Below are 26,854 nucleotides of genomic sequence, written 5' to 3'. Positions count from 1 at the left end.
AGTCGAGGTTTTGGGATTGAGATATTTATCCTCTTTTTTTGGCGAAGGTATTGTATTAAATAATGGAACGGAGATGGAAGATTTCTCAATGCAGTTAGTCAGTCGGGAGCATATCGAGATCGCTTCTGATGTGAGGAGTGGGAAGCCTCGCATTGTCGGTACCCGCATTGCTGTAGAGGATATGGCGGTGATGCATTTAAAGCTACGGTGAAGTTGTGCGGCGGCAAGTAACCTTGAATACCTACAGACAACCTGCGTACCGTCTGCACCAACGCAGTGTTAGCCTGCGGTTAGCTCTGTGTTGTTTGTTTCTCCAGAATCTCGTAAACCTACACCCATAATGCTGTCTCCACCTTTCGCCTTAGATAAACGCATTGCCAATGTAACCTCTGGCAAAGTTTTGCCATATCCTATGCTTCCAGTTAAGCCAGTTTTATCTTTGTAAATCCTTTGCAGATCATTGAGTAAGCTGACTCTATAGCACGATTTGAAAAGGATATTATCACCTTCAGCAAAAAGTACACTATTGTGATCCTTTGTTTCTTTGCAAATCAGCTTCTTCAAAGCCTCAATTGCTCCATTTACTGTCTGGCTTCGTTTCCTCACTTCATCTTCACTTGATTCTCCAAATACTCTGTCTAAATAGTCACCAGTGGAATCACCATCAAACCCAAAAGAAAACACAGTTTGATCTTCTTCAATGGGAGTTTCAAGAATTTTAATATTCACAAGTTGACCGTTGTGGTCTAAAAAAGCACCTAATGTTTTATAGCGGTTCTCATTTTAATCACATACACCACCACGAATAATGTAGAGACGTAGCATGCTACGTCTCTACAGCTGTGTATTGTACGCAACTGAGAAGCGCTATAGTTGTAAATTGCAGAAATGCAAATGCCAATTGAGAAGATAAACGGGATTGAATAGCTGTTATTTCTTTTGAATATAGGACTCCTATTTGATTTTTGAAAAAAACTCAGTATACCTTTATTGCTTTTCCCTGTTCCCTGTTCCCTGTTCCCTGTTCCCTGTTCCCTGCCCTGACGAGTTGTTCAGGAATCAAACCGGATTCCTATATAAATCCTTAAGGCTTTGAAGGCAAACTAGTATTAAATTTTAGCAAGAATGGCTTGGGCAGCAGCTTCATCGGTAATCAGCCCCGTAATTAACTTGCCACGCAAAGCAGCCAGAATCGCCTCCGCCTTTTTCACACCACCTGCCACACCAATGATCAGCCGATGAGTCGGTTGTTCGAGAGGTACACTGGCAACCCGGCTGTTCGTTCCCTGTTGAAGCAACACTCCGTAATGGTCGTAAGCCCAACCCACAATTTCTCCTACTGCTCTTAGTTCAATTAATTCAGCCACTTCATCGTCATTGATAAAGCCGTCTTGATGTAAGGGGGCATTCCAAGCAATGTGGCTAATTCCGACAAACGTTGCTTTGGCTTGCTCTGCAAGAGTTTTGACGGTGATAAACGATCGCTGAGTCTGCAAGAGTTCTCGTTCTTCAATGCTAGTCGCTACAACCGGAGTCGGCACTGGGTAAGCTTGGGAACCTACCTGATCGGACAAATGCATAACCACTTCGTGGCGATCTGCACGCCCATAATGGGACATATTCCCAATAATTTAAACAATCTTATGCTGGGGTTGGTTCATTGAGGGGATTTGCTCCACCATTCCTCGCAATGTGCGTCCTGAGGAGAACGCCAGTATGGTCGGGGTTCTTGCGATCAGGTAAGCTTCAAGGTGGGTGGCAGCACAAACGCCAATTCCATTGAAGGTATCACCGCTGCCTGCGTCAGTTGGTACAACTTCACAAAGTGACAGACCAAACTTATCGCGTAACGACTCAGCCAAAGCAATGCATTCACTCAGGGGATGATCGAGCCGAAATTTGATCAATTTTTCACTAACCGCGAGTGCAACCAGGCGTTGTGCAGCCTGCCGGGACACATTGAGCTTTGTTGCAATCTCTTCCTGTGTATTTTCGGCAATGTAATAGAGCTAGCCAGCGTGAGCAGCTAGATCTAATTTGCGATCTCTAAGGGGCAAGCCAGCTTTGCTGGCATCGCGCCGCTCTAATAAAGGTTCTCCCATATTCCACCTTCAAAAACTATGTATAGCAGGGAACAGGGAACGCTTAACAGGCGTGTGATTGTCTCGTGGAGTCGGTATTTTCTCATTAGTTCATGTCCTAATCTACCTGGCAACTGCTATACCTAGCAAAAGAATGATGGCATTGTTTTGAGCTTCTGCCTATAGAAAGAATTTTTGCTCCAACGTCACCGAAATTTTTATATACCACCAGTAACCTCCAAGTTAAACCCGGTAATATAGCTTGCTTCGTCGCTCATCAGAAATGCTACCCCATTCGCCACCTCTTCAAGACTTCCCAAACGCCGCATTGGCACTGAATTGATCATCTGTTGCTCAACCACCTTGGGATTGGCATCAAAGTATTGTGATCCCACTGCTGCCTGTAATTCTGTTTGCCGCGTCCACATAAAACCGGGACCGATGAGCGCAGGAGAGAGTGAATTTACCCGGATGCCGTAGGCAGCCAAATCTTTCGCTGCTGTCTGAGTCATTCCAATCACCGCGAATTTTGAAGCGCCATATGCCAGCATATTTGGCGGACTAACTACCCCTGCATAACTTGCGGTGTTGACGATCGCACCTCCACCCACATCACGCAAGTGCTGGGCAGCCGCCTTGAGAACGTGAAAAACGCCGACAACGTTAATGTTAATGACCTTTTGAAAGTCGTCTTCAGGATATTCGTCGCTCTTGGCAAATGCTCCTTGATAACCCGCGTTGTTAAAGATATAATCGATACGTCCAATTTGCTCTACAGTAGCAGTAAAAGCTTTGGCAACATCATCAGCAGTCGTAACATCACAAGAAAACGTAGCGACTGGAACTTTGTAACTTTTTAGTTCCTCAGCCACATCTGCCATCTTCGGTTCATTCAAATCTAGCAGGACTACACCTGCGCCATTAGCGGCAAAACGGTGTGCAGTTGCCTTGCCAATATCTCCCGCACCGCCTGTAATCAGAATGGTTTTGCCTGCAAACTGATAGGTTGCTTTCGCCGTCATAGTTTCAACCTTTTATTGAAGAATTGTTGCAAATGCCCGTCATTGAAGTGGGATTGGTATGATTCTATTATTGAGCTTTTGCCCAAAAAAAGAGCATAAAATAAAAAATTTAATTCGTTCGATTTTTTACTTTATAAGGAGTCATGCGATGCGTATCCCCCGCTTCGCTAAAGTGCTGGCAGTATTCCTGGCTGGAGTGATGCTGGTGCAACTATTACATGCTTGTTCACCGCGCTCACAAGCCGCACAGAAAACTAGAATCGCGATCGCCACTGTTAACAACGGCGACATGGTTGTCATGCAGGGGCTTTCGCGCAAGTTCGAGGAAGCTAATCCTGATATTCAACTCCGGTGGGTTGTGCTGGAAGAAAATGTATTGCGCCAACGCACAACTACAGATATTGCTAGCCAGGGCGGGCAATTCGATGTCTTGACAATCGGTTCTTATGAAACATCAATCTGGGCGAAACGCGATTGGTTGAAACCTTTGAATCAACTTAGCGCAAGCTACGACGTGAATGACTTGCTAAAACCTATACGAGAAGGACTTTCCAACAATGGCACACTTTATGCCTTGCCGTTCTATGGGGAAAGTTCCATGCTGTACTACCGAAAAGATTTGTTTGAGAAAGCAGGAATTACAGTTTCCCAGCAGCCAACCTATCCTCAAATCAAAGAGTGGGCGAGCAAGATCCATAATCCAGGCAAGGGAGTCTATGGGGTTTGTCTACGTGGAAAACCGGGTTGGGGTGAAAACATGGCATTTCTTTCCACGTTGGTGAATACATATGGTGGACAGTGGTTCGACATGAAGTGGCAACCGACGATCAATACTCCAGCTTGGAAAGATGCGATCGGCTTTTATGTTGATTTGCTGCAAAAGTATGGTCCGCCGGGAGCGAGTTCCAACGGATTTAATGAGAATCTGGCGTTATTCTCGACGGGTAAATGCGGCATGTGGGTAGATGCAACCGTTGCAGCGGGGCTGTTATCCAATCCCAAAGAATCCCAAGTTTCTGACAAAGTTGGCTTTGCCCGCGCACCAATTGAAAAATATCCTAATGGCTCAAATTGGTTCTGGGCTTGGGCACTCGCGGTTCCTAAAACCTCAAAATCACCTGAAGCCGCGCAAAGGTTTATTGCCTGGGCAACATCCAAGGAATACGTGCAATTAGTGGCTAACCAAAATGGCTGGGTGGCTGTACCACCAGGTACACGGAAATCTACCTATGAAAATCCAAACTATCGAAAAGCAGCACCATTTGCTGAGATTGTGCTCAATTCAATCCAATCTGCTGATATCACTCGTCCATCAGCACAACCAACGCCTTACAAGGGCGTTCAATATGTGGATATCCCAGAATTTCAAGCAATAGGTTCTCAAGTTGGGCAAACCATTGCAGCCGCGTTGACTAATAGCACTTCAGTGGATCAGGCATTGCAGCGATCGCAGAACGCCACTGAACGCTTTATGAAACACACTGGCTATATCAAGTAAATGCACATATGGGAATCCGGTTTAATTTATGAACTTACTCGTGGAGACGCTTAACAGGGAACAGGGAACAGGGAACAGTGAACAATTGATCACTGGTAACTGATAACTGATAACTGATAAAAGTGTACCTAGTTTCACAAAAATCAAATATGAATCCTATACTTGTATTTAGGCTATGTCTTCTTCATTAGTTGTCGAGTCTCGTCCCGAAAAGCCACCCATACGGCAACAACCCAAGCGAAAGATTTCCACCTTACCCTTAGTTGCGCCTTCGGTGATTGCCCTACTGCTCTGGATGATTGTACCTCTGGTGATGACCATCTGGTTTTCCTTTCAGCGGTATAACTTACTGAATCCAGGCGCACAAAAACCTGTAGGCTTTGAAAATTTTACATTCATTCTCAGCGATCCAGGGTTGTGGACTTCGGTCACTATCACCGTAATTTTAGTTGTTTCCGTTTTGGCAATCACCATCGGTTTAGGCACGTTATTAGCGGTGCTATTTGACCAGGAATTTTTCGGTCGGGGAATTGCGCGGGTATTGGCGATTTCTCCTTTCTTCGTTATGCCCACAGTGAGTGCCTTGATCTGGAAAAATATGCTGATGCATCCAGTCAATGGACTGTTTGCTCAAATTACCAGAGGATTGGGTTTAGGAGCGATCGATTGGTTTGCAGATTTTCCCCTGCTTGCCATCATTATTATCGTTTCCTGGGAATGGCTACCCTTTGCGCTGCTGATTTTGTTGACTGCAATTCAGTCCCTCGACCACGAACAGCTAGAGGCAGCGCGGATGGATGGAGCGAATGCGATCGCTTTATTCCGTTTTGTCATGTTACCGCATCTGAGCCGCGCCATTGCTGTGGTTGCCATGATCGAGACGATTTTCTTCCTCACCATCTTTGCTGAAATCTTTGTCACCACAGGCGGTGGTCCGGGACTAGCAACTACCAACCTAGCTTATTACATCTTTTTGAAAGCTTTGTTGGAATTCGATGTCGGCGGTGCTTCAGCGGGTGGATTAATTGCGGTAATTCTTGCCAATGTTGTGGCAATCTTTCTAATGCGTAGTGTTGCTCGTAATTTGGATACTTAAAGATGGCACGTAAAACCTCGAATCACTGGCTGCTAACCTTGCTTGGCTGGCTTGCGGCTGGCATCTTGTTTTTCCCGATTTTCTGGATGTTTATCACCAGTTTTAAAACGGAAGTCGCTGCGGTTGCTACTCCGCCTCAGTTATTTTTTCTGCCAACATTAGAAAATTATGTTGCCGTCCAAGACCGGGCAGATTATTTCAATTATGCGTTTAACAGCGTAGCAATTTCACTCGGAGCAACGATCCTGGCGCTGCTGCTTGCCATCCCTGCCGCTTATGCAATGGCATTCTTCCCAACCAAGCGTACCAAAGCAACCTTGTTGTGGATGCTGTCTACTAAAATGCTGCCGCCTGTGGGCGTACTGGTTCCCATCTATATTTTGTGTCGCAACTTTAGGTTGCTAGATACGCGGATTGGTTTAATCATAATTTATACCTTGATTAATTTGCCCATCGTCGTTTGGATGATCTACAGCTTCTTTAAAGAAGTTCCCAAGGAAATTCTGGAAGCCGATCGCATGGATGGGGCAACGACTCAGCAAGAACTGATACATGTGTTGCTGCCATTGGCTTTACCGGGAATTGCTTCCACCGCCTTGCTGTCGATCATTTTATCGTGGAATGAAGCTTTTTGGAGCTTAAACTTGACAACAGCGGATGCGGCTCCCCTGACAGCATTTATTGCCTCATTTTCCAGCCCCCAAGGATTGTTTTGGGCAAAACTTTCCGCAGCATCAACAATGGCGATCGCGCCCATCCTGATCTTTGGTTGGTTGAGTCAACGGCAATTGGTTCGTGGTCTGACGTTTGGTGCGGTGAAATAATTTGCCTGTTTTCAATAGACTTGTTGTAGAAGTTGGGAACAGGGAACAGGGAACAGAACCTCGTCAAATCTCACTTTTGCAAGAGGTCAAATGCATTGATAGGAGTATTTTATGTCAACAGTCACTTTAAGAGATGTTCGTAAACGGTATGCTGATACTGAGGTGATTAAAGGTATTGATCTTGATATTGGCGATCGCGAGTTTGTTGTTTTCGTCGGTCCTTCTGGTTGTGGGAAATCAACCTTACTGCGGATGATTGCCGGACTGGAGGAAATCACCTCTGGCGATCTGCTGATTGATGGAGAGAAAGTTAATGATGTGCCTCCAGATAAACGCGGCTTGGCAATGGTGTTTCAAACCTACGCCTTGTATCCGCACATGACGGTGGCAGAAAATATGTCATTTAGTCTGCGTCTGGCTGGGATGCCGAAAGCTCAACGCAATGATCGGGCGCGGGAAGTTGCTCGTATCCTGCAACTGGAGCCACTTTTGCAGCGTAAGCCCAAAGAACTATCGGGAGGACAACGCCAGCGGGTGGCGATCGGTCGTGCCTTAGTCCGCAATCCCAAAGTGTTTTTATTTGACGAACCCTTGTCAAATTTGGATGCCGCCTTGCGCGTCCAGATGCGGCTGGAACTTGCCAGCCTGCACAACAGCTTGCAAGCCACGATGATTTATGTAACGCACGACCAAGTGGAGGCGATGACCCTTGCCGACAAGATTGTGGTATTGCAAGGTGGCGTGGTCGAGCAAGTGGGTTCACCCCTGGAATTATACCACCATCCCAACAATCTATTTGTCGCCGGATTTATTGGTTCCCCAAAAATGAACTTTCTCTCAGTCACGGTAACAGCCGTTAATGATTCTGGGGCAACTGTAAAACTTCCGGGTGAGGCAACTGTAACGATTCCTGTCAAACCGGAACGTCTTTCAGTTGGCGATCGCGCCACCGTGGGAATTCGCCCTGAACATCTGCGATTCACTGAGAATTACGCCACAGTTAATGGCGAAGTGTTAGTTGTGGAACGCTTGGGCGGAGAAACCTACCTTTACGTCAAGATTGCCGGGGGCGACACCCTGGTTGTGCAAACAGATGGAGACAATTCCAATTACACTGGCGATCGCGTTCCCATTTCGATCAATGGTAATTTTTGCCATTTGTTCGATCAACAAGGTGCAGCTATTCACAAAACTCGTCGTCATCACCTGACTCCGTATGAACAACATGAACACAAGCTCAGCTATTAAGCTGAATGAAACATCCTTATCTCGTTTAGGAAATAACGTCCGCGTACCGAATTATGATCGCCACCAAATTACTAACGGCATTGTCCATATCGGTGTGGGTGGGTTCCATCGAGCACATCAAGCGTTCTATCTTGATAATTACTTTCATCAAAATTCCGGAAGTGAATGGGGAATCTGCGGGGTTGGACTACTGGAATTCGACAAACGCATGCGGGATGCACTGAATTCTCAAGATTGTTTGTATACGTTAGTTGAAAGGTCACCAGAAGGCGATCGCGCTCGTGTTATTGGTGCTATCACCCAATATCTGTTTGCCCCAGATAACCGTCAAGCAGTGATTGACACCTTAGCAGATCCCAAATGCCGCATTGTCACGCTCACCATTACAGAAGGGGGCTATTACTATATTGAAGGTAGCGGTGAATTTGATGCCAATCACCCAACGATCCAGTACGATTTACAGCATCCTGATGAACCAATTGGAGTATATGGCTTTTTGACGGCAGCACTTGATCGCCGCTATCAACAAGGACTAGCACCGTTTACCGTGTTGTCCTGCGACAATCTCCAAGGTAACGGCAACATTGCCCGAAAAATGTTAACCGCATTTGTTCAAATGCAGAACCCAGAGTTGGGACGTTGGGTAGCCGAACAGGTTGCGTTTCCCAACTGTATGGTTGATCGCATTACTCCCGCCACAACTGCACCCGATATTAAAATGGTGGCGGAACAGTTTAATATCGATGATGCCTTTCCAGTGGTTGCTGAACCATTCCTTCAATGGGTCGTTGAAGACAATTTCTGTGCAGGTAGACCCGATTGGGAGTCCGTTGGTGTCCAGATGACCAGCGATGTTCATCCCTACGAGATGATGAAAATCCGCTTACTCAACGCCAGTCACTTATTGATTGGCTATCTCGGTTCTTTGGCAGGGTACACCTACGTTCATGAGGTCATGGCAGATCCATTGATCCGGCAAGCCGTTGATCATTTGATGGCAGAAGTGACGCCGACACTCCAACCTGTACCAGGGATTGATTTAGATGATTACAAAAAGACCTTAATTGAACGCTTTGCTAATCCCAAAATTCGGGATCAACTGCCGCGTCTTTGCCTTAATAGTTTCGCTAAAATGCCAAAATTTGTACTGGGGTCGCTGCGTGACGCGCTGCGACAGGAAGGAGCTATTGACTACATGAGCCTAACAGTTGCTGCTTGGTTCCGTTACCTCAACGGACAGGATGACCAAGGCAACCCCATTGCGATTGACGATCCAATGGCAGACATCCTGACTCAACTAGCTTGTTCCGATGGCTTTGATCCCAAACCATTGCTTAGTCTATCTCAGATTTTTGGCGATTTATCGCAGTCGTCGCGTTTCGTTGAGTCAGTTAGCAACCATTTACACAAGTTGTATCAGTTTGGGGCTAAAGAAACACTAGTACAACTCTTTTCTAAATAAACCGACCATTATTGTGGGAGACTATAACAATCCTAAATAATTCGTGAACAACAAGATTCCTGACTCCTTTAAAAGTTGTCGGGAATCTGAGTATGCCCGATTTATGCGCAAAGCGCAGGCACTTTCACACAAATCAAATAGGATTGCTATCCGTCAATTAATTTTCTTTATTGACAGAACATACTTCGCAGCTTTCATACTTCCGCTTGAATTACCGTAAAAGTTGATGCCCTGACTCAAACTTTCTGGATTTGGCATCTGGTTCAACCGCATGAGTTGTAAAACTACTGCGGTTTCGATATCGCGCTAGCTGGCTTGCTTAACATATCTTATTTTTTATTTTAAATAATAAAAAAATATCTTTGATCAGGGTTATTTTTGGCGAAATTATTGAAGAAAATATTAATTTATGTATAATTTTATATGCAAAATTTTAAGGATAAGAAAACATTCTCTAAGGCTAATAGTTTGATGATGAGAGAGTTGAAAGTTAACGAGAGTTTTTTACTACATCTGTTGGTAGAGTTTAAATTAACACTAATCATGCTGTAGAGGGATTAAAACTAAATGATTAAATTTTAAAAAAATAATACAAAGATCAAAAAAATCCCAGTTTTGATGAACACAATCTGTATGTTTTCCTGGAGACGGAAAAATGGTTTCTATGGAAAGTAAGCGCTTCCAACAAGTTGCTGACTTTCCAGTTGCACAACTTTGCGGGGGCTTTTCCCAAACTCTAGTCCAAACGCCGCCTTCACCACATTGTGAAGTTTGTGTGATTGTTCCAGTTCGCAACGAAGCTGAGACGTTGACACAAACTCTTGCTGCTTTGGCATACCAGGTTGACTTAGAAGGGCAGCTTTTAGACTCTAAACGCTACGAAGTTATCTTGCTGGCAAATAATTGTAGCGATGATTCGGTGGCGATCGCCCAGAATTTTGCTCAACAACATCCAGATTTAGCACTCCACGTAATTGAAAAAACACTACCCCCGACAGAAGCTTACATTGGTCGAGTGCGTCAGATTTTGATGGATGAGGCATATCGCCGCTTGATAGGTTTAGGACGCCCGCGAGGGATCATTGCCTCAACCGATGGGGACTCGCAAGTCAGCCCAACTTGGATTGCAGCCAACCTACATGAAATTGCTTGCGGCGCTGATGCGGTAGGAGGACGAATTATCACAAACCAAGTTGATCGTGCTGCCTTAGATCCTTACGCCAGAGTTTGTCATCTACGTGAGGTAGGCTATCGCTACTTGATTGCAGAATTAGAATCTTACATCGACCCTGACCCTTATGACAGTTTTCCTCGGCACTACCAACACTATGGGGCAAGTTTGGCGGTGACGGCACAAATGTATGCAGTGGCAGGAGGTTTACCCCCCGTCCGTACTCCCGAAGATGTTGCATTCTATAACGCTTTAGTCCGGGTGAATGCCCGTTTTCGTCACAGTCCGCTAGTACGGGTTGTGACTTCAGCCAGACAAACTGGACGCACAGACATTGGTTTAGCAAACCAGTTGAGTAAGTGGTCACAAATGGGACAGCAACAGCAATCATTTTTGGTTGAATCCGCAGCTGCAATTGAAACTCGTTTCCAAGCGCGTCACCAATTACGAAAAATGTGGTCGTGTGTTCTCAACGGCTTAAAGCCAAGTTATATGCACGTAGCACTTTTGGCAAACACGTTGGGAGTTCCGACGCTATGGCTTGTCGAAGAATTAGCACAACCATATACCTTTGGTCAGTTGTTTGAACAAGTTGAACTACGCTCCTTACTCGATGGTGTTTGGCTTTCTCGCTGGGAAAATGTGAAAATTGAACAGGCTATTCAGGATTTACGCTTGCGTGTTGAGAGTTGGCGTCGAGATCGCCGTCGAGAATAATAAGCTGTTGCGCTTCGAATCTTGATGTCCCAAACCGTTACTCTCAGCTTTCCGTTCGTTTATTTTCGAGGGGTGCCTCTATTATGCTGTATGTTTTACTCCGGTTTGTCCTGGTTTGTTTCTGGTTGCGCAATTAATTCATCCAAACTATCTGGAAATGTTCCCCGTGCCACCATTTTGGTAAAAACTTGATAACAATCATCCTTTGCTCCCTCTTTGCGGGGAAATCCTAGCCACACAATCACAATTGCCTTTAATTCTGGGGTATCAAATGCTCGAAAAAACAGGCGATATCTTTGCGGTAAACCCATCTTCTTTACCCGTCCGTAGCGCTTTAATGTTCCTGTCAAAGCAAAATGACGGGCATTGGGATCGCAAGGAATGTTAGTTTCAATGGCAACAGTAATCGCTGCAAATAACTTCACTGTTGGATGGGTTTTAAACTCACTTTCTGGTAACTTTTCCCGTAAATTAGAAACACGGTCAAATAATTCTTGATACTGAGTTCCAAATAGTTGCGGGTGAAAATAAATCTCCCAGCCATTACTGAGAAGCTTAGCCATCTTGCAACGATTCGTCCTCTAATTCCACACCCTCAATCAATTTATGTGCAGCCTTGGACATCTCAGTTGTGTAAGGTTGCAGGGTATTATTTTTCAAAGCTTCTGCGATTGCAAAATCGATAAACAGGCGCATCACCAGAGAATCTTCCTCATCCTCGTCATCAACCGATTCGGGAATAATCTTGACGATCGCAGTATCGGGGGACAATACTTCTATCCAACCTGAAGCATTAGCAAACTGGGGATGTTCGCGGTAAAATTCCGCAGGTAGTCGAAATCCCGCGCTGTTACCAATTTTGGTGCTGCGAATTTTGTAGGAGTCGCTCATTGTGTATGTACTTGATGTACTTACATAATAGCGAAATTTTGGCTGTTGATTTTCTTGTTGTTAAGCGAATCAGCTAGATTTGAAGTGCTCCCCTGATTGAAAGTCGGGGGAGAAAAAATTCCTGAGTTATGAGTTTTGATACGCGCGTTGCATTCATACAGAGAATTTTCCTCTCTCTTTCTCTCTTTCTCTGTGTTACGCCAGGTGCTACCCTACGGGAAGCCGCCTCCGGCGTCTACAAGTCGGGAAACCCGGATGCCAGATACCTCTGTCGGGAAACCCTCCTACAGTACTGGCTCCCCAACGCACTGGCTCCTCTGCGTCTCTGCGGTTTTTTCTCTGTTCGCAACTTGGTGTGACTTATTCCTCAAAAACCCGCTCAAACACGTCCAGCCGATATTCTTCCTCCCGTTTACCTTTTAAATGCCGCAGGTGAGTAGGCGTTAAATCAAAAAAGGAGTCGTGAACCTGATCGCCATTGAGGGGATAATCACGAGCATATTGTGTCCAGTGAACTAAAAGCAGATGTCCTCCTGGTTCAAGGTGTTTGAGAATGCACTGTTGAGCTTTTTTCAAATCTTCCCAGCACCAGTAGTAACCAACTTCAGAAACCACAGTCAAATCAAACATTTCGTCAGGATACTCCTGTGGCAAACACATAATTTCAAAGCGTACCTGCGGTAAGTGTTGACAGCGTTGAATTGCTCTGCTTTGAGCTATTTTTGACACATCAACAGAAAGTAGCGAGTCGCAACGTTGGGCTAACTTTTCTGTCAAAACACCAATAGAACCACCAATTTCAAAAGCAGAATGATAGCGCTGTTTGGGTAAAGCTGCGATGGTGGCAGTATATTTTTTATTTTCGTATTCGCTCGTTTCAAACTTCCACGGGTCGGGGTTAGTACCATAGAGCGTTTCAAAATAACTTGCTGGCAGGGAATTGTTTTGTACCTGCAACGGTTTGTGCTGGTTGGGGATGCTGGCAGTATCCAGGGCTTTTAAAAAAGATTCAAAGTCTATAAAGTCTGGTATAATACACTCAACACCAGCATTTTCTAAGAGCGGCTTTTGTGTATCGCTGGCGACACCAACAAAAGGTAGTTGCAGTTGGATAGCAGTCAAAACATCCCAAATACCATCGCCGATGTAAATAATTCTTTCAAAATCAGGCTGATCGTAGAACGTCTTAGCTCTCGACACAGCTGTTTTCACAATATCTTCTCGGGAGATGCTATCGTCAGCAAACGCTGCTGGTAGTTGCGTTATATCTAACCCCGCTGCTTGCAGCTTCATCTCGGCTGAAGCACGCCATCCGCCTGTAGCAATTGCGATCGCGTAGCGCGCCCTATGCCCCAACAAAGCTTCGCTTGGTTGCCCCAAATCGGAGATTTGGGGAGAGGGGTTTCCTTCAACAAACCCCTCTGGGCATGTGCGGGCGATCGCCCAATCTTTTGTTTGGGCTAGGTGCTGTAACATCACACAAGCTCCGGGTATTTCGACAAATGATGCAGGAGTTTGTGTATAATGACTATGCAATAACTCTACAAAGCATTGCTGCAATTGGCATAACTCAGTGGTTTGGGGAACACGTCCCCAGTTGTGCTGAAAAATTTGCAAAGCTATCCCAGAGTCAGTGGTATGTCCATAGGTAGCCCAGTTCGTGTTTATTTCTTTGATTTGAAATTCCTTGGCAAATGCTTGTACAAAGCATTGGCTATCTACATTATTTGTTTGAGTTAGCGTCCCATCAATATCAAAAATTGCCAGTTTCATAATTCTTAAATTTTGGCTTCTAAATAAACTTCCCAAGAACGGGTAAAGTTCAAAAGCATTTGCGGAGTCAGGCGAAAGCCTTCTGGATCATCATCAATTAAATCTGTGGTTTGGGAGCGATAGGCGGCGATCGCTTGCTGTTTCAATTCCACTACCGCGCTAATATCCAACCGCCAAGTTGTGACTTCAAGAGATTCTGGTAGGGTTCCGCGTTGCTCTGGATCCCAGTCCCAAATGGGATACTCGATCAATTGCGGCGATAAGCCTGAGTCAGACAGCGCGGTGTGAATTAACTTCCAAGTGGCTCGATGATCTGGGTGAGGATCGTAGCGCCATGGTAAAAAGATCATGCGCGGCGCAATTTCTGTTAGATAAGCAACGCAAGTCGTTACTGCACCTTTATACTGTGCTGGAATTGAGCCATCTTGCAGACGTAAAAAAGTGACTGCATTCGCTTCCACTCCTAATACAGAAAGCGCCGAGAGTGTTTCACTTTCCCGCAACGCCTGCAGCGCAGGTGCGGGATATTTCTGTGAATTAGGGTGTGAAAGAGTACCGTTACTGATAACCAAAACACGTACCATCAAATTGAGAGAACGTAGTAAGGCGATCGCACCACCACAACCTAGTGTCTCATCATCGGGATGAGGGGCAACGACTAACGCCGAACCACAAGCAATCTCCTTGAGTGAACGCCAAGGCAAACTATTAGAATGAGTGAGTGGTGATGCAATCGTAACCTGGTTATTCATTATTCCAAAGCAAGTGAGCAGGATGAGTTTCAGCTAGGACATACTGTCCAACATTGGCAAGAGCTGCATCAAAGGCAGGTTGACGTAGGTACAAAGTTAAATCCCGGATGATGCGTTCCATCGGATTTGGTGGTAGTAAACCGCGAGTGCCAATACAGCGCTCACAGATTTGCATCATGTCAATGCAAATTTGTTCAATTGTCGTCCGCACCATATTTGCATAGGCGACAAGTTGGTCTGCTTGCGGGTTGTTAACACTGGGATGACCTCCAAATATCGGTGCATAAGCTGCTACCATATCAGCAGCACCCCGTAGCCACAGATGACCACTTTCAATGGCGATCGCCATCCTGCCCAAGCGTTCTTTTTGATATGGATCGTTTGTATATTCCATTTTCTGGAGATACTGGCGAGTTAAGTCAAATAGTGCTTGCGCTCCACCCAATTGCACCGCAGCAAAGCGAACGACTCCCGCAGACAACCAAGGCTGGCGAAAGTAGTCTCCTGGCTTAGCAATTAATGAACTTTCTTCCAACTCCACGCCGCTAAAATTTACTTTGTAGCTAGCAGTTGCTCGCATTCCAGAAGGTTGCCACCAATTAGGATCACTGAGTGTGGTAACTTGATCCATTGGCACAATGAACATTTGCCAACTGCCATCGGGTAACGTTCCATTCACAAAGGGACGCTCAACATAGCCAGATCCCGAACAAAAGGTTTTAGAACCTTCCAAACGATACTTACCATTGTCAAGAGGGATAATCTTGACACCATCAGACGCTTGGGCATTCCAAACGCCAAAAATTTTGTGGCGATCGCGGGCATCACAAGCATAACTTGCAATTTGTTCTCTAGTTCCAAAAGTCTGAATCAGTTGCAGTGCATTGACATGCCCCTCATAAACTCGACCCACTGCCAAATTCCCACGCCCCATCTGCTTTAATAGCATTAGTGATTCGTAGGTAACATTGGCATCAATTCCTGCACCCCACCCGCCTAACTCTGGCTGCAAAGGTGCAGCCAACAAGCCTGCTTTTGCAATCCGCTTAAACTCGCTCTCAGGAAAAGCGCCATTGTTATCAATCGCAGCGGCGTTAGCCGCACAATAATCAGCAATTTCTACAGCATGTGTCAAGGCTTCAGCAATACTTGATCTGTGGCATTCCTGGATGACAACATCCTTGGATAGTTGAGCAGTAATAGTCGCCTCCTTTACATAATATTTATTGATATATTGCTGAAGATAATAAAATTCAGTCGGTGAATACCTCTATCTGCGGATGGTATAGCAGTTGCCAACTCTATTAGGACATATAGCAAGGAATGCTTAACGCTTAACAGGGTTGAAAATCTCGTGATGTCTGTATTTTCTCATTAGTTCATGTCCGAACCTACCTGGCAACGACTATATCCGTCGAGAGAGGGATTAATATTTGTTTGGAACAAGTAGCGAGATAACAAAGTTAATTTAGCGAAGTAAGAAAGGCACAGCAATGCCGTGCCTTTACGGAAAAAGAACAAGCACATCACCTAATTTAATATACGTAACTTACCTGGCTGATAAAACCAGCCCTGAGGTTGATTTCAATGTGAACGCTTGGAAATTTAATTGGCTTTACGTAGTTGGGGTTGTAAATTAGTCTTCTCATCAACACACTAAGTAGAAAGGCGTAAAAAAACAAAGTATAGCTGTTGCCAGCTAGATTCGGACATGAACTAATGAGAAAATACGGACATCATCAGAGACTTTCACACGCCTATTCCCTGTTAAGCGTTCCCTGCCTCAACGAGTCATTTCACAACTCCTGCACGGATTGCTGAGCTAATTTTATTTATGGTTTTAACAAATGCTTCATCTATTGAGGCTTTTGTTAAAACCATAAATAATGCCGTCATGGATTGCAAATTGAAATAATTACAAGTGGAAATATGACATTATTATGTTCTACAATTAATGGCTTTATGTGTGCAATAATAATTGCTCATTTGGCGTACTCATAGCCATTGTTAGATAAAAAGGGTTTCGTTCTTTTAAGGATAAGCATAAAAATAAACTTCCTGTGAAAAATTGAGATATTTGAAAACCTTGCCTATTGACTTTACTGGTGAGAAAAAAGGTTAATAAATGAGGAGTTGTATCTATAACAGTACCAAAAATATTTTCTAATCAAGATTTTGAAGAATAATATTTATACGTGGATGCAAATTTTCAATCTATTGTCAAGATATTTTTAGCCTAAGGGTAAAGAATGTAATATCAAAAGCTTCTTAAAAAATATTTAAAGTAACGTTTCTTTTTTCTTAAATTTTTCTTAACTATATTCATAGTAGTGTATTTGCGTATTGTCGCTCAACAAAAATTTATTCCTTAATAACGAGGCATATGAAAATTTCAACTACTGTTTTAAGTCGTGTAGTTAGTGTTTCAGTTGTTACGGCTGCTGTTAGTTTTGGATCGATTTTTACCGCGATCGCCCAAGCAGAAACCCTCAATGGTGCGGGAGCAACTTTTCCCGCTCCACTCTACGAACGTTATGCTCGTGAAGTCAAAAAGAAGTATCCAGACCTGTCAGTTAACTATCAAGCCGTTGGTAGTGGTGCTGGTGTTAATCAAGTTATTGCTGGCACTGTTCAATTTGGTGCTAGTGATTCTGCGATGACTGATGCGGAAATAGCTAAAGTTAAGAATGGTGTCATCTTAGTACCTACCGCAGGTGGTGCTGTTGCAGTAGTTCACAATCTTCCTATAGATAATCTCAAATTGTCCCGCAAGACACTACCAGCGATTTTCTCTGGTCAAATTACTAACTGGAACGATCCTCAAATCAAAGCAGATAATCCAGGTGTGAATCTACCAAATCAGCCGATTAAAGCTGTTGTTCGCGCCGATAGTAGTGGTACATCTTTTATTTTTACCAACCATTTGAGTTCTATAAGTCCTTATTTTAAAGGACGAGTTGGTACCAGCAAGTCTCCAAATTGGACTATCCCGAATGTCACCAAGGCGAAAGGGAATCCAGGAGTAGCGAGTTCAGTAACTCGTACTCCTGGTGCCATTGGTTATGTTGAGTATGAATACGCCCTGAAAAACAAGCTCAAAGCAGCACAGGTGCAGAACAAGCAAGGAGAATTTGTAGCTCCTTCTTTACAAACTGCTAACCAAGCCTTATCAACTGTAAACTTCCCAGCCAATTTCCGGGTTTTTGTTGACGACCCAGCACAGGGTTATCCTATCGTTGGTCTAACGTGGTTGTTGATATATAAAAGTTATCCCAATGCTGCCCAAGGAACTGCTGTCAAGAACTTTGTAAATTGGGTGTTAACAGATGGTCAACAAATAAATGACGACTTAAACTACACTCGTATTCCAAATCCTGTAGCTCAAAAAGTTATACAAACGGTCAACAGCGCTATCAAATAATCTGTCAGCAAACTAGGGGTGTAAGGGTGTAAGGGTGTAAGGGTGTAGGGGATCCCCATCAATGAATTGAGGGGCTTGAATTAAGGATGCACATCTTCTACATTTCTCCATTAAGAAATTAAGGAGCCAGTGTCGTGGGCGGGTCTCCCGACTTGAGACATCTGGCGTGGGCTTGAGTCCTTCTGGGTTCGGGGTAGAGATGTACCACATTTGCGTAGCGCCCCTCTTAGGGGCTAGAAGATCCCCTCTTCCCCCTATACCCCTACACCCTTAGTTCCGGTCATCTGACACTTTTTCCTCTACCAGGGTGGGCTATTAGCCCACTCTAAAATCATGAACATAATTTAATTCTCTGATTCGTAATGGCAAATTCCTCTGAACCAGCTAATAATAATCAACCTAGTTTGATTGATGAAAGTATAGACATAACAGCTAGCAGTGGGAAAAATTTCTGGATAGATAAAGGATTTACATGGCTAGTTTATGTGTTTGCAGCCTTGACGGTTGCTGTCTTGTTTTGGATGAGTTGGATCATCTTCCAAAAAGCTCTACCAGCTATTAATAAGTTTGGACTAGGGTTCTTGTGGAATCAACAATGGGATACAGGTAATCTCGTTTTTGGTGCCTTGCCATATATTTATGGCACTTTGGTTAGCAGCGCGATCGCCATGTTGTTTGCCGTACCAGTGGGGATAGCGGTAGCCTTAGTCACGAGTGAAAATTTCATCCCTGCTTCAGCACGTGGAACCATAGCTTTTATCGTAGAACTCATCGCTGCTATTCCCAGCGTCATTATTGGTTTGTGGGGCGTCTACGTTTTTATTCCAAGTTTTGTACCTCTACAAACGTGGCTATCCAACATTTTCGGGTGGATACCACTGTTTCATACACCAAGTCCTGCTGGGTTCAATATGTTGACTGCTGGCATAATTCTTGCGATTATGATTTTGCCGACGATGGCAGCAATTAGTCGTGAAGTTTTGTTAGTTATTCCTAAAGAGTTACGCAGTGGCTCAATGGCTCTGGGTTCTACTCGTTGGGAAACTATTTTTCGGGTGATATTACCCGCTGGATTTTCTGGAATTGTGGGTGCAGCTATGCTTGCCCTAGGTAGAGCTTTGGGAGAAACAATGGCTGTGACTATGGTGATTGGTAACTCGGCTCAGGTTAGTCTTTCACTACTTGATCCAGCTTACTCAATTCCCTCTGTACTAGCCAATGAATTTGCTGAAGCTCAAGATCCATTGCACATTGGTGCTTTAACATATTTGGGCTTGATTCTATTTATTGTGACTTTAGTTGTCAATATTTGTGCTTTAGTGGTTGTACAGTTTGTCAGTGGCAAGAGCAAGTAGAAAGCTTATTTTCAAGACACTGGGAACACAAATAACAAGTGTCAAATCCAGGTAAGATGTCCTATGTATTCTATTTCTAAAGCAAGATGCGGAAGTTCCAAATCATTTAAGCAAAGAATATGAGCACTCATCAAGAGTCTGAAATAGAGAAATCAGTGGCAGCAGAGATATGTAGTCCTCTACCACCTATAAGGCAGATATTTAACAATGGCATGACTGTGATCGCATTCTCGCTCTCAGCTTTAGCCCTGATTCCTTTGCTGTCATTGCTGTGGGAAATTATCGGAAGGGGTATAACAAGCATCAAACCATCTATGTTTGTAACATCAGTCATAAACGATGGATTTGGGAATGCGATTGTTGGTACCTTGGAAATGGTAGTCATTGCGGCGCTGTTCAGTATTCCGACTGGAGTCATGACAGGTATATTTTTGTCAGAAATTGGTAAAGGAAGTCGCATTGGTCGTACTGTTCGCTTTGTCGCCTCTATTCTGACTGGGGTTCCTTCGATTGTTGTCGGTGTTTTTGCTTACGCTGTTATTGTATTGATAACTAAGAAATTTAGTGCGATCGCCGGTGGTTTTGCATTAGCAGTTCTCATGCTCCCTGTGATTGTATTGACAACAGAAGAAGCCCTAAAACTTATTCCCACTTCTGTACGTCTCGGTTCAGCTGCCTTGGGAGGAACTCGTTTTCAGACGACTTGGCGCGTTGTTGTCACAGCAGCAATTCCCACAATTACCACAGGAGTTTTGTTAGCTGTAGCTCGTGCTGCAGGTGAAACAGCACCCTTAATTTTTACTGCTTTGTTCAGTTTAGATTGGTCAAGCGACTTATTGGGGCCAACAGCTTCCTTATCCGTATTAATTTTTAACTTATACAACGATCCCTCGCCAGAAAAAACAGCATTAGTGTGGACTGCTTCTCTTGTTTTAGTGGGGATAATTATGTTAATCAGTATTCTCTCTCGTGTTTTCATAAGAAAGAGAAATGTCTAATCACAACTGAAGTCATGTTGTGAACTCTTGTTGTAATATTTAACACAGTATGAGTAAATTAAACCCAGCAATCAAAGTCAAGAACCTTAGCTTCTACTATGGCACTTCCAAAGCACTCGAAGGCGTGACAATGGATGTCTACGAGAACCAAGTCACTGCAATTATTGGTCCTAGCGGTTGTGGTAAATCTACATTCATTAAATGCCTTAATCGCATTAGTGAATTAGAAGGAGCAGTAAAAGTAGATGGCAGCGTAGAATTTTATGGTCAAAATATCTACAGTTCTCGTGTTAATCTAAATCGGCTACGCCGCCAAATAGGTATGGTGTTTCAAAAGCCAAACCTTTTTCCCATGAGCATTTACGATAATATCGTTTACGGGATAAAAATTGCTGGATGGCGTCCTAGAGCAGAACAAGATGAAATAGTTGAATATGCTCTGCGAGGTGCTGCAATTTGGAATGAGGTAAAAGATAAACTACAGAAATCAGCTTTAGGGCTTTCTGGTGGTCAACAACAGCGTCTATGTATTGCTCGTGCTTTAGCAGTTAAACCAAAAATTCTCTTAATGGATGAGCCTTGTTCGGCTCTTGACCCAATAGCAACAATGAAAATTGAGGAGCTCATCCACAGTTTACGCGAGGAACTGACAATTGCAATTGTAACTCATAATATGCAGCAAGCCGCTCGCGTTTCTGATTTCACCGCTTTCTTCAGCACTGATGAAAGTCGAATTGGTCAAATGGTTGAATTTGGATCAACAAATCAAATCTTCGGGAATGCTCTTGATTCTCGCACCCGCGACTACACTTCTGGACGTTTTGGATAAGGAGTTTAAGCCGATTCCAAAAATTGATTGGTTTGTGTCAAAGAAGTTAGGAGAAGCGTCTATTTACGTTCATCTACTTATATACTTAATAAATTTAAGAAGCTTATCATTGGACTTTAGACTAAGGCACGGAAAATGACCCAGCGATGCTGGGTTAAAGAAATTTAAACCAAGGAATATAAAGATAGCGAAATTAAGCGGATTTGGCAGTCTGTTTACGAGGTTTCGAAGTACGCTTTTTATAGCAACGGACAGGAAGTTTAGGACAATATATTTAGATGCGTTCGCCCTGGATATGGATGTTACCAGAAACATTTCCACCAATTTGAATGTTTGATTGAAAATCCTCCGATTTTTGTAAAACTTCAATTTCATCATTATTTTTTATCTTAACTTTTCTTAAACCTAACCCCAGATGAAATGCTGGATGAATAACCAATCCCTCAAGGTTATTAATATTTACTAATACAATTCTTGGTAAATTTTGACTATAATCATTATAAATCTCTTGACCATAAACTTTAGCTCCAATAAATCCTATTCCAAATAATATCTGAAGAAATCCATCTAAATCTAAATTAATAATATCTGGAAATATTCTTTCAAGAGCTTTCTTTGCTTGTTCATACTTTGGATGAAGCTCTTCTTTCGTAAAAAATTTTTTAAAGCTTTGAAAAATGCCAAGCATATCTCGGAGAAAAGGATACTGAACCGTGTATTCATTAACTAAATCATCTAATTTCCAAATAGAGTAACGTGATTCTGCAGATAAAATATCTTCCGATGTAATTCGAGAAGCATTTCTATCTTGTGCAGTGCAATTGTTAATGCCAAATTACAAAATTGTATTACTTCACGTGGGCGTTTTAGTGTACGAGCAACAATATATGTAAAAGAATCTTTTTTGCTTTCAATTTTATTTTCAAATAAAGTTTCCGATATTTTATGAATTTCATGTTGTTCTATATGAGTTAAATTTGCTAATATTTTTATACCTATTGCTATTAAGCGTTTTAACTCGAAATCCGACCAAGTAATTGTTTCAGTTTCACTTCTAAACTTATTTGTCTTTATCAGGAAAAGATAGTCCATCTCAGATATCAGAACGAATGAAAACTAAAATTACAAATTTTGGATAAAAAAATGAATTCAGTTTTCTAATTGTATTTAATAAACCTACAATTAAAGGTTTTGACTGTTCAGTTGTATCCCAAATATCATCAATGTCTTCTACTGAAATAGTAATATTTAAATCATTAGTTTGTACTAACGCTTTTATAGTTTCGCCAAATTTATCTAGCTTCTCATTGAATTCATAATGGTTTTCTATTTGTCTAGCTTCCATTCCGACTTCTACACTTGCAATCTTTGTTGAAAATTTTGAAACTTTATCCAATACTGAAGTTAGTTTTTTCCAAAATGGTTTTTCAATTTTCTTAATTTTATATAAAAAAATTGAAATTTTCTTGATATATTGATTTTCCGAAAATTCTAATTTATTTGAATCAGATTGTTTTTCATCAATAACAGTAATTAATTCATGTGCAATTTTTACAATAAATACATATCTCCAAGCTAATTCAAATTTTTCAAAATAATTAATTGCCGTATTGTGAATTTGCTGCATTTTTGGCACAGACAAATCTTTAGATGTTACGAAAATAGTATTTTTACCTTTTGCTTTTAATGCATTTTTTAATGAAACACGAATTCTGTTTTTCCAGTACCTTTTCTTCCTGTTATCAAAAATTTTTATCCACTGTTTACCCTATCGTAAAAAGAAGTTTTCAAAAATATCTGACCTAAAAAGCCCTGCTGTGATTCTGAAGCAGCATCATCTTTCCCAAAGAAGACTCCAGAAAGATTCTGTAAGTACGTCATAACTTATTTCCTTGTACTAATAATTATCATTACTACTGAGGTAGACAGGGTATAGATAAAGGTACAGACACAACCAGAATTAACACTTATATACTTAAATAAAATTATACTGACAAACTGTCACATCGACAATTTGACAGTTCCCTGCGCCAAAGCTGAAGAATTTATCAATGACCATTAACACCTTGATATGCTGTGAGCAAAGGATATGTGGCAAAAGAAGAAGTCGCAGATCTACTCAATATTCAAGATCCAAATGACTTACAGCAGTTTTCACCGAAATGAACCACACCGTTTGTAAGGACGCAAAGCTTTGCACCTCTACGACAGTGGTCTATTTACCTGAAAATGGCTGTAAATCAAGATGGCAGCACAAAGTTCACCTTCCCATTCCAAACCATCGAAAATGTGCTGGTGATTGATAAAAATACTATCTTAGTTGCCAATGACAACAACTATCCTTTCTCCGTGGGACGACCATCTGCGATCAACAATGATGAAATCATCCTGCTAGGGTTAGGAAAACCTCTTAGCCTTGATCCGCGTATAGGTATTGCTGGACTTAACAACAACATGTTAGTTAGCGAAGGTCATGACTTGCTAGGAACTCAGAATTGGTCACAGCCAAATGTCGCTATCTAGTCAAAATCATAACTGAGGCTTTTATTTTTCTTCCGCTTTCATTTGCCCTCACACCAAATGTGGGGGCGATTTTTCTATAACCTCTGTTTCCATCACTCTCATGACAGGTGGAAAACTTAAGCAGATATAAAGTTACTTGTCAAGAGTCAGTATAGTTAAACTAGAAATACTATTATTAAGATATCTTGAGAAAACCTGAAGAGTTTATTGACTCTATTTAGCCTATGGTAGTAATTATAACAGTTAGGAGGTTATGATTCCAGTTCTACAAGTCGGCGATCGCGCCATTAACAACAACGAACTCATTCCCCTACTGAAGCAGTACGGAATACTGCCGCAATTGATGCGAGAGATTATCGTCGATAATGCGATCGCTAACCATACTCTGACAGCAGAAGAAAATACTCAGGCATATAAGCAATTCTACCAACAGCATCAGTTGAATTCTGAAGATGACCTGCAAGCATGGTTACAAATTCGTGGTCTAAACCGTGAACAAGTGGACTATCTAGCCACACGTAATATCAAACTGGAAAACTTCAAGCGAAGCACTTGGGCAGATAAGTTACAGTCCTACTTTCTTCAGCGTAAAGCAAAGTTAGATAGGGTTGTCTATTCTTTGATTCGGGTGAAAGATATTTGTATCGCTCAAGAGCTTTACTTCAGAATTCAGGAAGGAGAACAGTCTTTTAGCGAACTCGCTCGCGAGTATTCTCAAGGTCCTGAGGCTCAAACAGGTGGCTTAATAGGTCCAGTGGAATTGGGAGTTCCCCATCCAGTGTTGGCAAATATGCTGGCATCAGTTCAGCCCGGTCAACTTTTACCACCAACACCTTTGGGAGATTGGATTGTGGTTGTACGTCTAGAAAAGCTTTTGCCATCTCAGTTAGATGAAGAAATGCGACAGCGACTGCTTAACGAACTATTTGAACACTGGCTACAAACTCAGTTAAAAGAAAATTTACAAAATATACAGGCGAATTCTCCACAACTTCAAACTGAACAAGATGGTGTTGACAATTCTGATGTACCCCCACAAGTATTTAACCCAGACAAAGCTCAATGAGTCCTCATTCCTCACTTGTGTTAAAGAAACCAACCAGATTCTTGCTTAGGAATGACTTGAAAATCCACTAAAAGAGGCAAAATTTACAAACAGATAAACAATTGTGCTGGATTTTCAAAGAGCATGAAAATTGATCACGTTCACTTTTATGTCGAAGATGCCAAAGTGTGGCGCGATTGCTTTGTACGCCATTTGGGTTTTGAAGTAGTCCCTGATTGTGCTATTCCTGCGACTTTTCTCGAAAAGGGAGACGACATTCCTTGGAATCCTAAAGAGGATAACGCCTTTCACACCTGCACGCACGTGGTTAACAGTGGTGCAATCTACTTTTTACTGTCTTCCCCGTTATTACCCACCAGTCCAGTCGCTGAGTTTTTGCGCTACCACCCGCCTGGTGTGGCAGATGTTGCTTTTTGTGTTGAAAATTTAGAAGAAATTATTTCGCTTGCCAGAGTCCACGGGGCGAAAATCCTGCAACCCATTCAGCAATACAAATATGGTCAGGAATATATTAAGTGCAGCAAAATAGCTGCTTGGGGTTCTCTGACACATACGTTAATAGAAAGGAGAGGGCAAACAGATGAGGGAGGAAGAGACACTCACAGAATCAGAGAATGTGGGAGTGTGGGAAAAGATCCTTGGCTCCCTCCCTCCTTCTCCCCCTCCTCATCTTCTTGGTTTACCGGCATAGACCATATCGTGCTAAATGTAAACGCAGGTGATTTAGAGCATGCAGTGGCTTGGTACGAAAATATCCTTAATTTTCAGGGACAGCAGACGTTTAATATTCAAACATCTCGCTCTGGCTTGCATAGCCAGGTTATGGTTTCGCGTAACGGTGATGTACAATTGCCAATAAATCAGCCAGGTTCAGCCAATTCTCAAATTCAAGAATTTTTAAACCTGAACCGAGGATCAGGAATTCAACATATCGCTTTACGAACACGCAATATAGTTCATGCAATAGCCCAATTCCGCGCTACTGGTCTATCCTTACTCCCAGTACCTAAAGACTACTACTCACAAATTCGACAGCGAAAAGGACTTCCCATTACGAGCGACGAACTGGATACTATTGCTGGACAGGAAATTTTGGTAGATTGGAAAGAAGAGACTTTTTTTGGCTTGAATAACAACCAAACACCTTTACTATTGCAAATTTTCACCCAGCCTATCTTTGGACAGCCGACCTTTTTCTTTGAGTTTATTGAGCGTCGGCACCAAGCTCAAGGTTTTGGTGAAGGTAACTTTCGCACTTTATTTGCAGCAATTGAAAATGAACAAATCAAACGTGGTAGTCTCGGCTGAAATATTTAGTCGTCTCAAAAATTTTGGATGACATATTAGAAATCCAAAATTAATTTATCAATTTTTCAAAAGTATAAAGTAGCATGATTTGGGATATTCTGTAGATAATATTTACATTTTCATAAAAAAATGTTAAGAATTATTACAGATTTTGATGGCCCGATCATTGATGTTTCTGAGCGGTACTACCGTGTGTACCAATTTTGCTTGGAAGAAATCCAATGTCCAAACCAACAGGTACAACAACTTGCAAAAGCAGAATTTTGGCAGCTGAAGCGATCGCGCGTTTCCGAAAAAAAAATTGGTATGATTTCTGGTTTAGATGAAGTGCAGGCACAAGAGTTTTCTCAATTGCGGCTACAAACTGTGCATACAGAATCTTACTTTCAGTATGACTGCCTAGCTTCTGGTGCTGTAGAAGCACTGTTAAAAGCTCAACAGGCAGGTATAGATTTAGTTGTTATGACTATGCGTCGGATTCGGGAATTAGATTATGCTTTTAATAAACACGATTTAGGGAGATTTTTCCCAGAAAATCGCTGTTACTGCTTAAGCGACGATCATGTCAAAACCCGTGACATTGATGATAAACCTTTGTTGATGGCACGGGCAATTGAAGAATTGCCCCCTCCCACTGATATTTGGATGGTGGGGGATACAGAAGCTGACATCATTTCTGCCACAAAACATAACATTAAGGTCATAGCTGTGGAGTGTGGCATTCGCGATCGCTCTCAACTAGAACTCTACCAGCCTAACTTAATTGCCCAGGATTTAAGTTCTGCTGTAGATCTAGTTCTACAAACAACGCCACAATAG

General features: G+C 42.6%; 25 protein-coding genes and 2 pseudogenes. 15 read left to right on the top strand and 12 right to left on the bottom strand.

What is annotated here, in order from left to right:
• On the top strand, positions 1–211 hold a 211-nt coding region (locus AC5JM2_RS09815; RefSeq protein ID WP_495834707.1), incomplete at its 5' end, for a DUF433 domain-containing protein.
• A gap of 68 nt (positions 212–279) precedes the next feature.
• On the opposite strand, the gene AC5JM2_RS09810 is transcribed toward AC5JM2_RS09815, so the two are convergent.
• The 3 genes and pseudogenes from AC5JM2_RS09810 to AC5JM2_RS09800 all read right to left on the bottom strand — a co-directional run bounded on the left by AC5JM2_RS09810 (position 280) and on the right by AC5JM2_RS09800 (position 3,103).
• On the bottom strand, positions 280–729 hold the full coding sequence (locus AC5JM2_RS09810; RefSeq protein WP_495834706.1) for a mCpol domain-containing protein: 450 nt from the start codon (positions 727–729) through the stop codon (positions 280–282).
• A 380-nt stretch (positions 730–1,109) separates the two neighbouring features.
• A pseudogene (locus AC5JM2_RS09805) lies at positions 1,110–1,958 on the bottom strand (sugar-binding transcriptional regulator).
• A gap of 341 nt (positions 1,959–2,299) precedes the next feature.
• Positions 2,300–3,103 carry an SDR family NAD(P)-dependent oxidoreductase gene (locus tag AC5JM2_RS09800; protein WP_495834705.1) on the bottom strand — a complete coding sequence of 268 codons (804 nt, stop codon included), beginning with the start codon at positions 3,101–3,103 and terminating at the stop codon, positions 2,300–2,302.
• 148 nt (positions 3,104–3,251) lie between these two features.
• On the opposite strand from AC5JM2_RS09800, the gene AC5JM2_RS09795 reads away from it, so the two are divergent.
• The 6 genes from AC5JM2_RS09795 (at position 3,252) to AC5JM2_RS09770 (ending at position 11,119) form a co-directional block, all read left to right on the top strand.
• Positions 3,252–4,601, top strand: coding sequence for an ABC transporter substrate-binding protein (locus AC5JM2_RS09795; RefSeq protein WP_495834704.1), 1,350 nt, complete (start codon positions 3,252–3,254; stop codon positions 4,599–4,601).
• Positions 4,602–4,776: 175 nt separating this feature from the next.
• Positions 4,777–5,697, top strand: a complete 921-nt coding sequence (locus tag AC5JM2_RS09790; protein ID WP_495834703.1) for a carbohydrate ABC transporter permease — start codon at positions 4,777–4,779, stop codon at positions 5,695–5,697.
• A gap of 2 nt (positions 5,698–5,699) precedes the next feature.
• Positions 5,700–6,521, top strand: a complete 822-nt coding sequence (locus AC5JM2_RS09785) for a carbohydrate ABC transporter permease (RefSeq protein WP_495834702.1) — start codon at positions 5,700–5,702, stop codon at positions 6,519–6,521.
• A gap of 111 nt (positions 6,522–6,632) precedes the next feature.
• Complete coding sequence (locus tag AC5JM2_RS09780) at positions 6,633–7,769, top strand: ABC transporter ATP-binding protein (protein WP_495834701.1); 1,137 nt, start codon at positions 6,633–6,635, stop codon at positions 7,767–7,769.
• Entirely contained in the window at positions 7,747–9,231 is a 1,485-nt protein-coding gene (locus AC5JM2_RS09775; protein WP_495834700.1) for a mannitol dehydrogenase family protein, read from the top strand. The genes AC5JM2_RS09780 and AC5JM2_RS09775 overlap by 23 nt, the downstream gene beginning before the upstream one ends.
• Positions 9,232–9,886: 655 nt before the next feature.
• On the top strand, positions 9,887–11,119 hold the full coding sequence (locus tag AC5JM2_RS09770; protein ID WP_495834699.1) for a glycosyltransferase family 2 protein: 1,233 nt from the start codon (positions 9,887–9,889) through the stop codon (positions 11,117–11,119).
• Between the two features lie 95 nt (positions 11,120–11,214).
• On the opposite strand, the gene AC5JM2_RS09765 is transcribed toward AC5JM2_RS09770, so the two are convergent.
• The 5 genes from AC5JM2_RS09765 to AC5JM2_RS09745 form a co-directional block, all read right to left on the bottom strand.
• A complete protein-coding gene (locus AC5JM2_RS09765; RefSeq protein ID WP_495834698.1) occupies positions 11,215–11,682 on the bottom strand; it encodes a type II toxin-antitoxin system YhaV family toxin in 468 nt (155 codons plus the stop codon).
• Positions 11,675–12,010: a hypothetical protein gene (locus AC5JM2_RS09760; RefSeq protein WP_495834697.1), complete on the bottom strand. Its 336-nt coding sequence runs from the start codon at positions 12,008–12,010 to the stop codon at positions 11,675–11,677. Before AC5JM2_RS09760 ends, AC5JM2_RS09765 begins: the two co-directional genes overlap by 8 nt.
• Positions 12,011–12,370: 360 nt before the next feature.
• Positions 12,371–13,783, bottom strand: coding sequence for an SAM-dependent methyltransferase (locus tag AC5JM2_RS09755; protein ID WP_495834696.1), 1,413 nt, complete (start codon positions 13,781–13,783; stop codon positions 12,371–12,373).
• A gap of 5 nt (positions 13,784–13,788) precedes the next feature.
• Positions 13,789–14,535, bottom strand: coding sequence for a PIG-L deacetylase family protein (locus AC5JM2_RS09750; protein ID WP_495834695.1), 747 nt, complete (start codon positions 14,533–14,535; stop codon positions 13,789–13,791).
• Positions 14,528–15,670 (bottom strand): acyl-CoA dehydrogenase family protein, encoded by a 1,143-nt coding sequence (locus tag AC5JM2_RS09745; RefSeq protein ID WP_495834694.1) that lies wholly within the window; start codon positions 15,668–15,670, stop codon positions 14,528–14,530. The genes AC5JM2_RS09750 and AC5JM2_RS09745 overlap by 8 nt, the downstream gene beginning before the upstream one ends.
• A 1,248-nt stretch (positions 15,671–16,918) precedes the next feature.
• On the opposite strand from AC5JM2_RS09745, the gene pstS reads away from it, so the two are divergent.
• The 4 genes from pstS to pstB all read left to right on the top strand — a co-directional run bounded on the left by pstS (position 16,919) and on the right by pstB (position 21,138).
• Complete coding sequence (pstS, locus tag AC5JM2_RS09740; RefSeq protein ID WP_495834693.1) at positions 16,919–17,956, top strand: phosphate ABC transporter substrate-binding protein PstS; 1,038 nt, start codon at positions 16,919–16,921, stop codon at positions 17,954–17,956.
• 362 nt (positions 17,957–18,318) lie between these two features.
• Positions 18,319–19,311 (top strand): phosphate ABC transporter permease subunit PstC, encoded by a 993-nt coding sequence (gene pstC / locus AC5JM2_RS09735; RefSeq protein ID WP_495834692.1) that lies wholly within the window; start codon positions 18,319–18,321, stop codon positions 19,309–19,311.
• A gap of 119 nt (positions 19,312–19,430) precedes the next feature.
• Positions 19,431–20,309 carry a phosphate ABC transporter permease PstA gene (gene pstA, locus AC5JM2_RS09730; RefSeq protein ID WP_495834691.1) on the top strand — a complete coding sequence of 293 codons (879 nt, stop codon included), beginning with the start codon at positions 19,431–19,433 and terminating at the stop codon, positions 20,307–20,309.
• 49 nt (positions 20,310–20,358) lie between these two features.
• Complete coding sequence (pstB, locus tag AC5JM2_RS09725) at positions 20,359–21,138, top strand: phosphate ABC transporter ATP-binding protein PstB (protein WP_495834690.1); 780 nt, start codon at positions 20,359–20,361, stop codon at positions 21,136–21,138.
• A gap of 274 nt (positions 21,139–21,412) precedes the next feature.
• Here the strand turns inward: pstB and AC5JM2_RS09720 are convergent, their stop codons facing one another.
• From AC5JM2_RS09720 to AC5JM2_RS09705, 4 genes are all read right to left on the bottom strand, one after another.
• Positions 21,413–21,826: a hypothetical protein gene (locus tag AC5JM2_RS09720; protein WP_495834689.1), complete on the bottom strand. Its 414-nt coding sequence runs from the start codon at positions 21,824–21,826 to the stop codon at positions 21,413–21,415.
• A gap of 47 nt (positions 21,827–21,873) precedes the next feature.
• On the bottom strand, positions 21,874–22,230 hold the full coding sequence (locus AC5JM2_RS09715; RefSeq protein WP_495834688.1) for a hypothetical protein: 357 nt from the start codon (positions 22,228–22,230) through the stop codon (positions 21,874–21,876).
• A gap of 1 nt (position 22,231) precedes the next feature.
• Positions 22,232–22,774 carry a hypothetical protein gene (locus AC5JM2_RS09710; protein ID WP_495834687.1) on the bottom strand — a complete coding sequence of 181 codons (543 nt, stop codon included), beginning with the start codon at positions 22,772–22,774 and terminating at the stop codon, positions 22,232–22,234.
• Between the two features lie 116 nt (positions 22,775–22,890).
• The gene (locus AC5JM2_RS09705; RefSeq protein WP_495834686.1) at positions 22,891–23,019 is read right to left on the bottom strand and encodes a hypothetical protein; all 129 of its coding nucleotides are present in this window, start codon (positions 23,017–23,019) and stop codon (positions 22,891–22,893) included.
• Between the two features lie 198 nt (positions 23,020–23,217).
• Here AC5JM2_RS09705 and AC5JM2_RS09700 point away from each other — a divergent pair.
• The 4 genes and pseudogenes from AC5JM2_RS09700 to AC5JM2_RS09685 form a co-directional block, all read left to right on the top strand.
• A pseudogene (locus AC5JM2_RS09700) lies at positions 23,218–23,661 on the top strand (hypothetical protein); the annotation flags it as partial.
• A 253-nt stretch (positions 23,662–23,914) separates the two neighbouring features.
• On the top strand, positions 23,915–24,727 hold the full coding sequence (locus AC5JM2_RS09695) for a peptidylprolyl isomerase (protein WP_495834685.1): 813 nt from the start codon (positions 23,915–23,917) through the stop codon (positions 24,725–24,727).
• Positions 24,728–24,850: 123 nt separating this feature from the next.
• Positions 24,851–26,035 carry a 4-hydroxyphenylpyruvate dioxygenase gene (hppD, locus tag AC5JM2_RS09690; protein WP_495834684.1) on the top strand — a complete coding sequence of 395 codons (1,185 nt, stop codon included), beginning with the start codon at positions 24,851–24,853 and terminating at the stop codon, positions 26,033–26,035.
• 129 nt (positions 26,036–26,164) lie between these two features.
• Positions 26,165–26,854, top strand: coding sequence for an HAD family hydrolase (locus AC5JM2_RS09685; RefSeq protein WP_495834683.1), 690 nt, complete (start codon positions 26,165–26,167; stop codon positions 26,852–26,854).

It is taken from the genome of Brasilonema angustatum, assembly GCF_059505445.1.
This window is presented reverse-complemented; position numbering and strand designations above follow the sequence as displayed.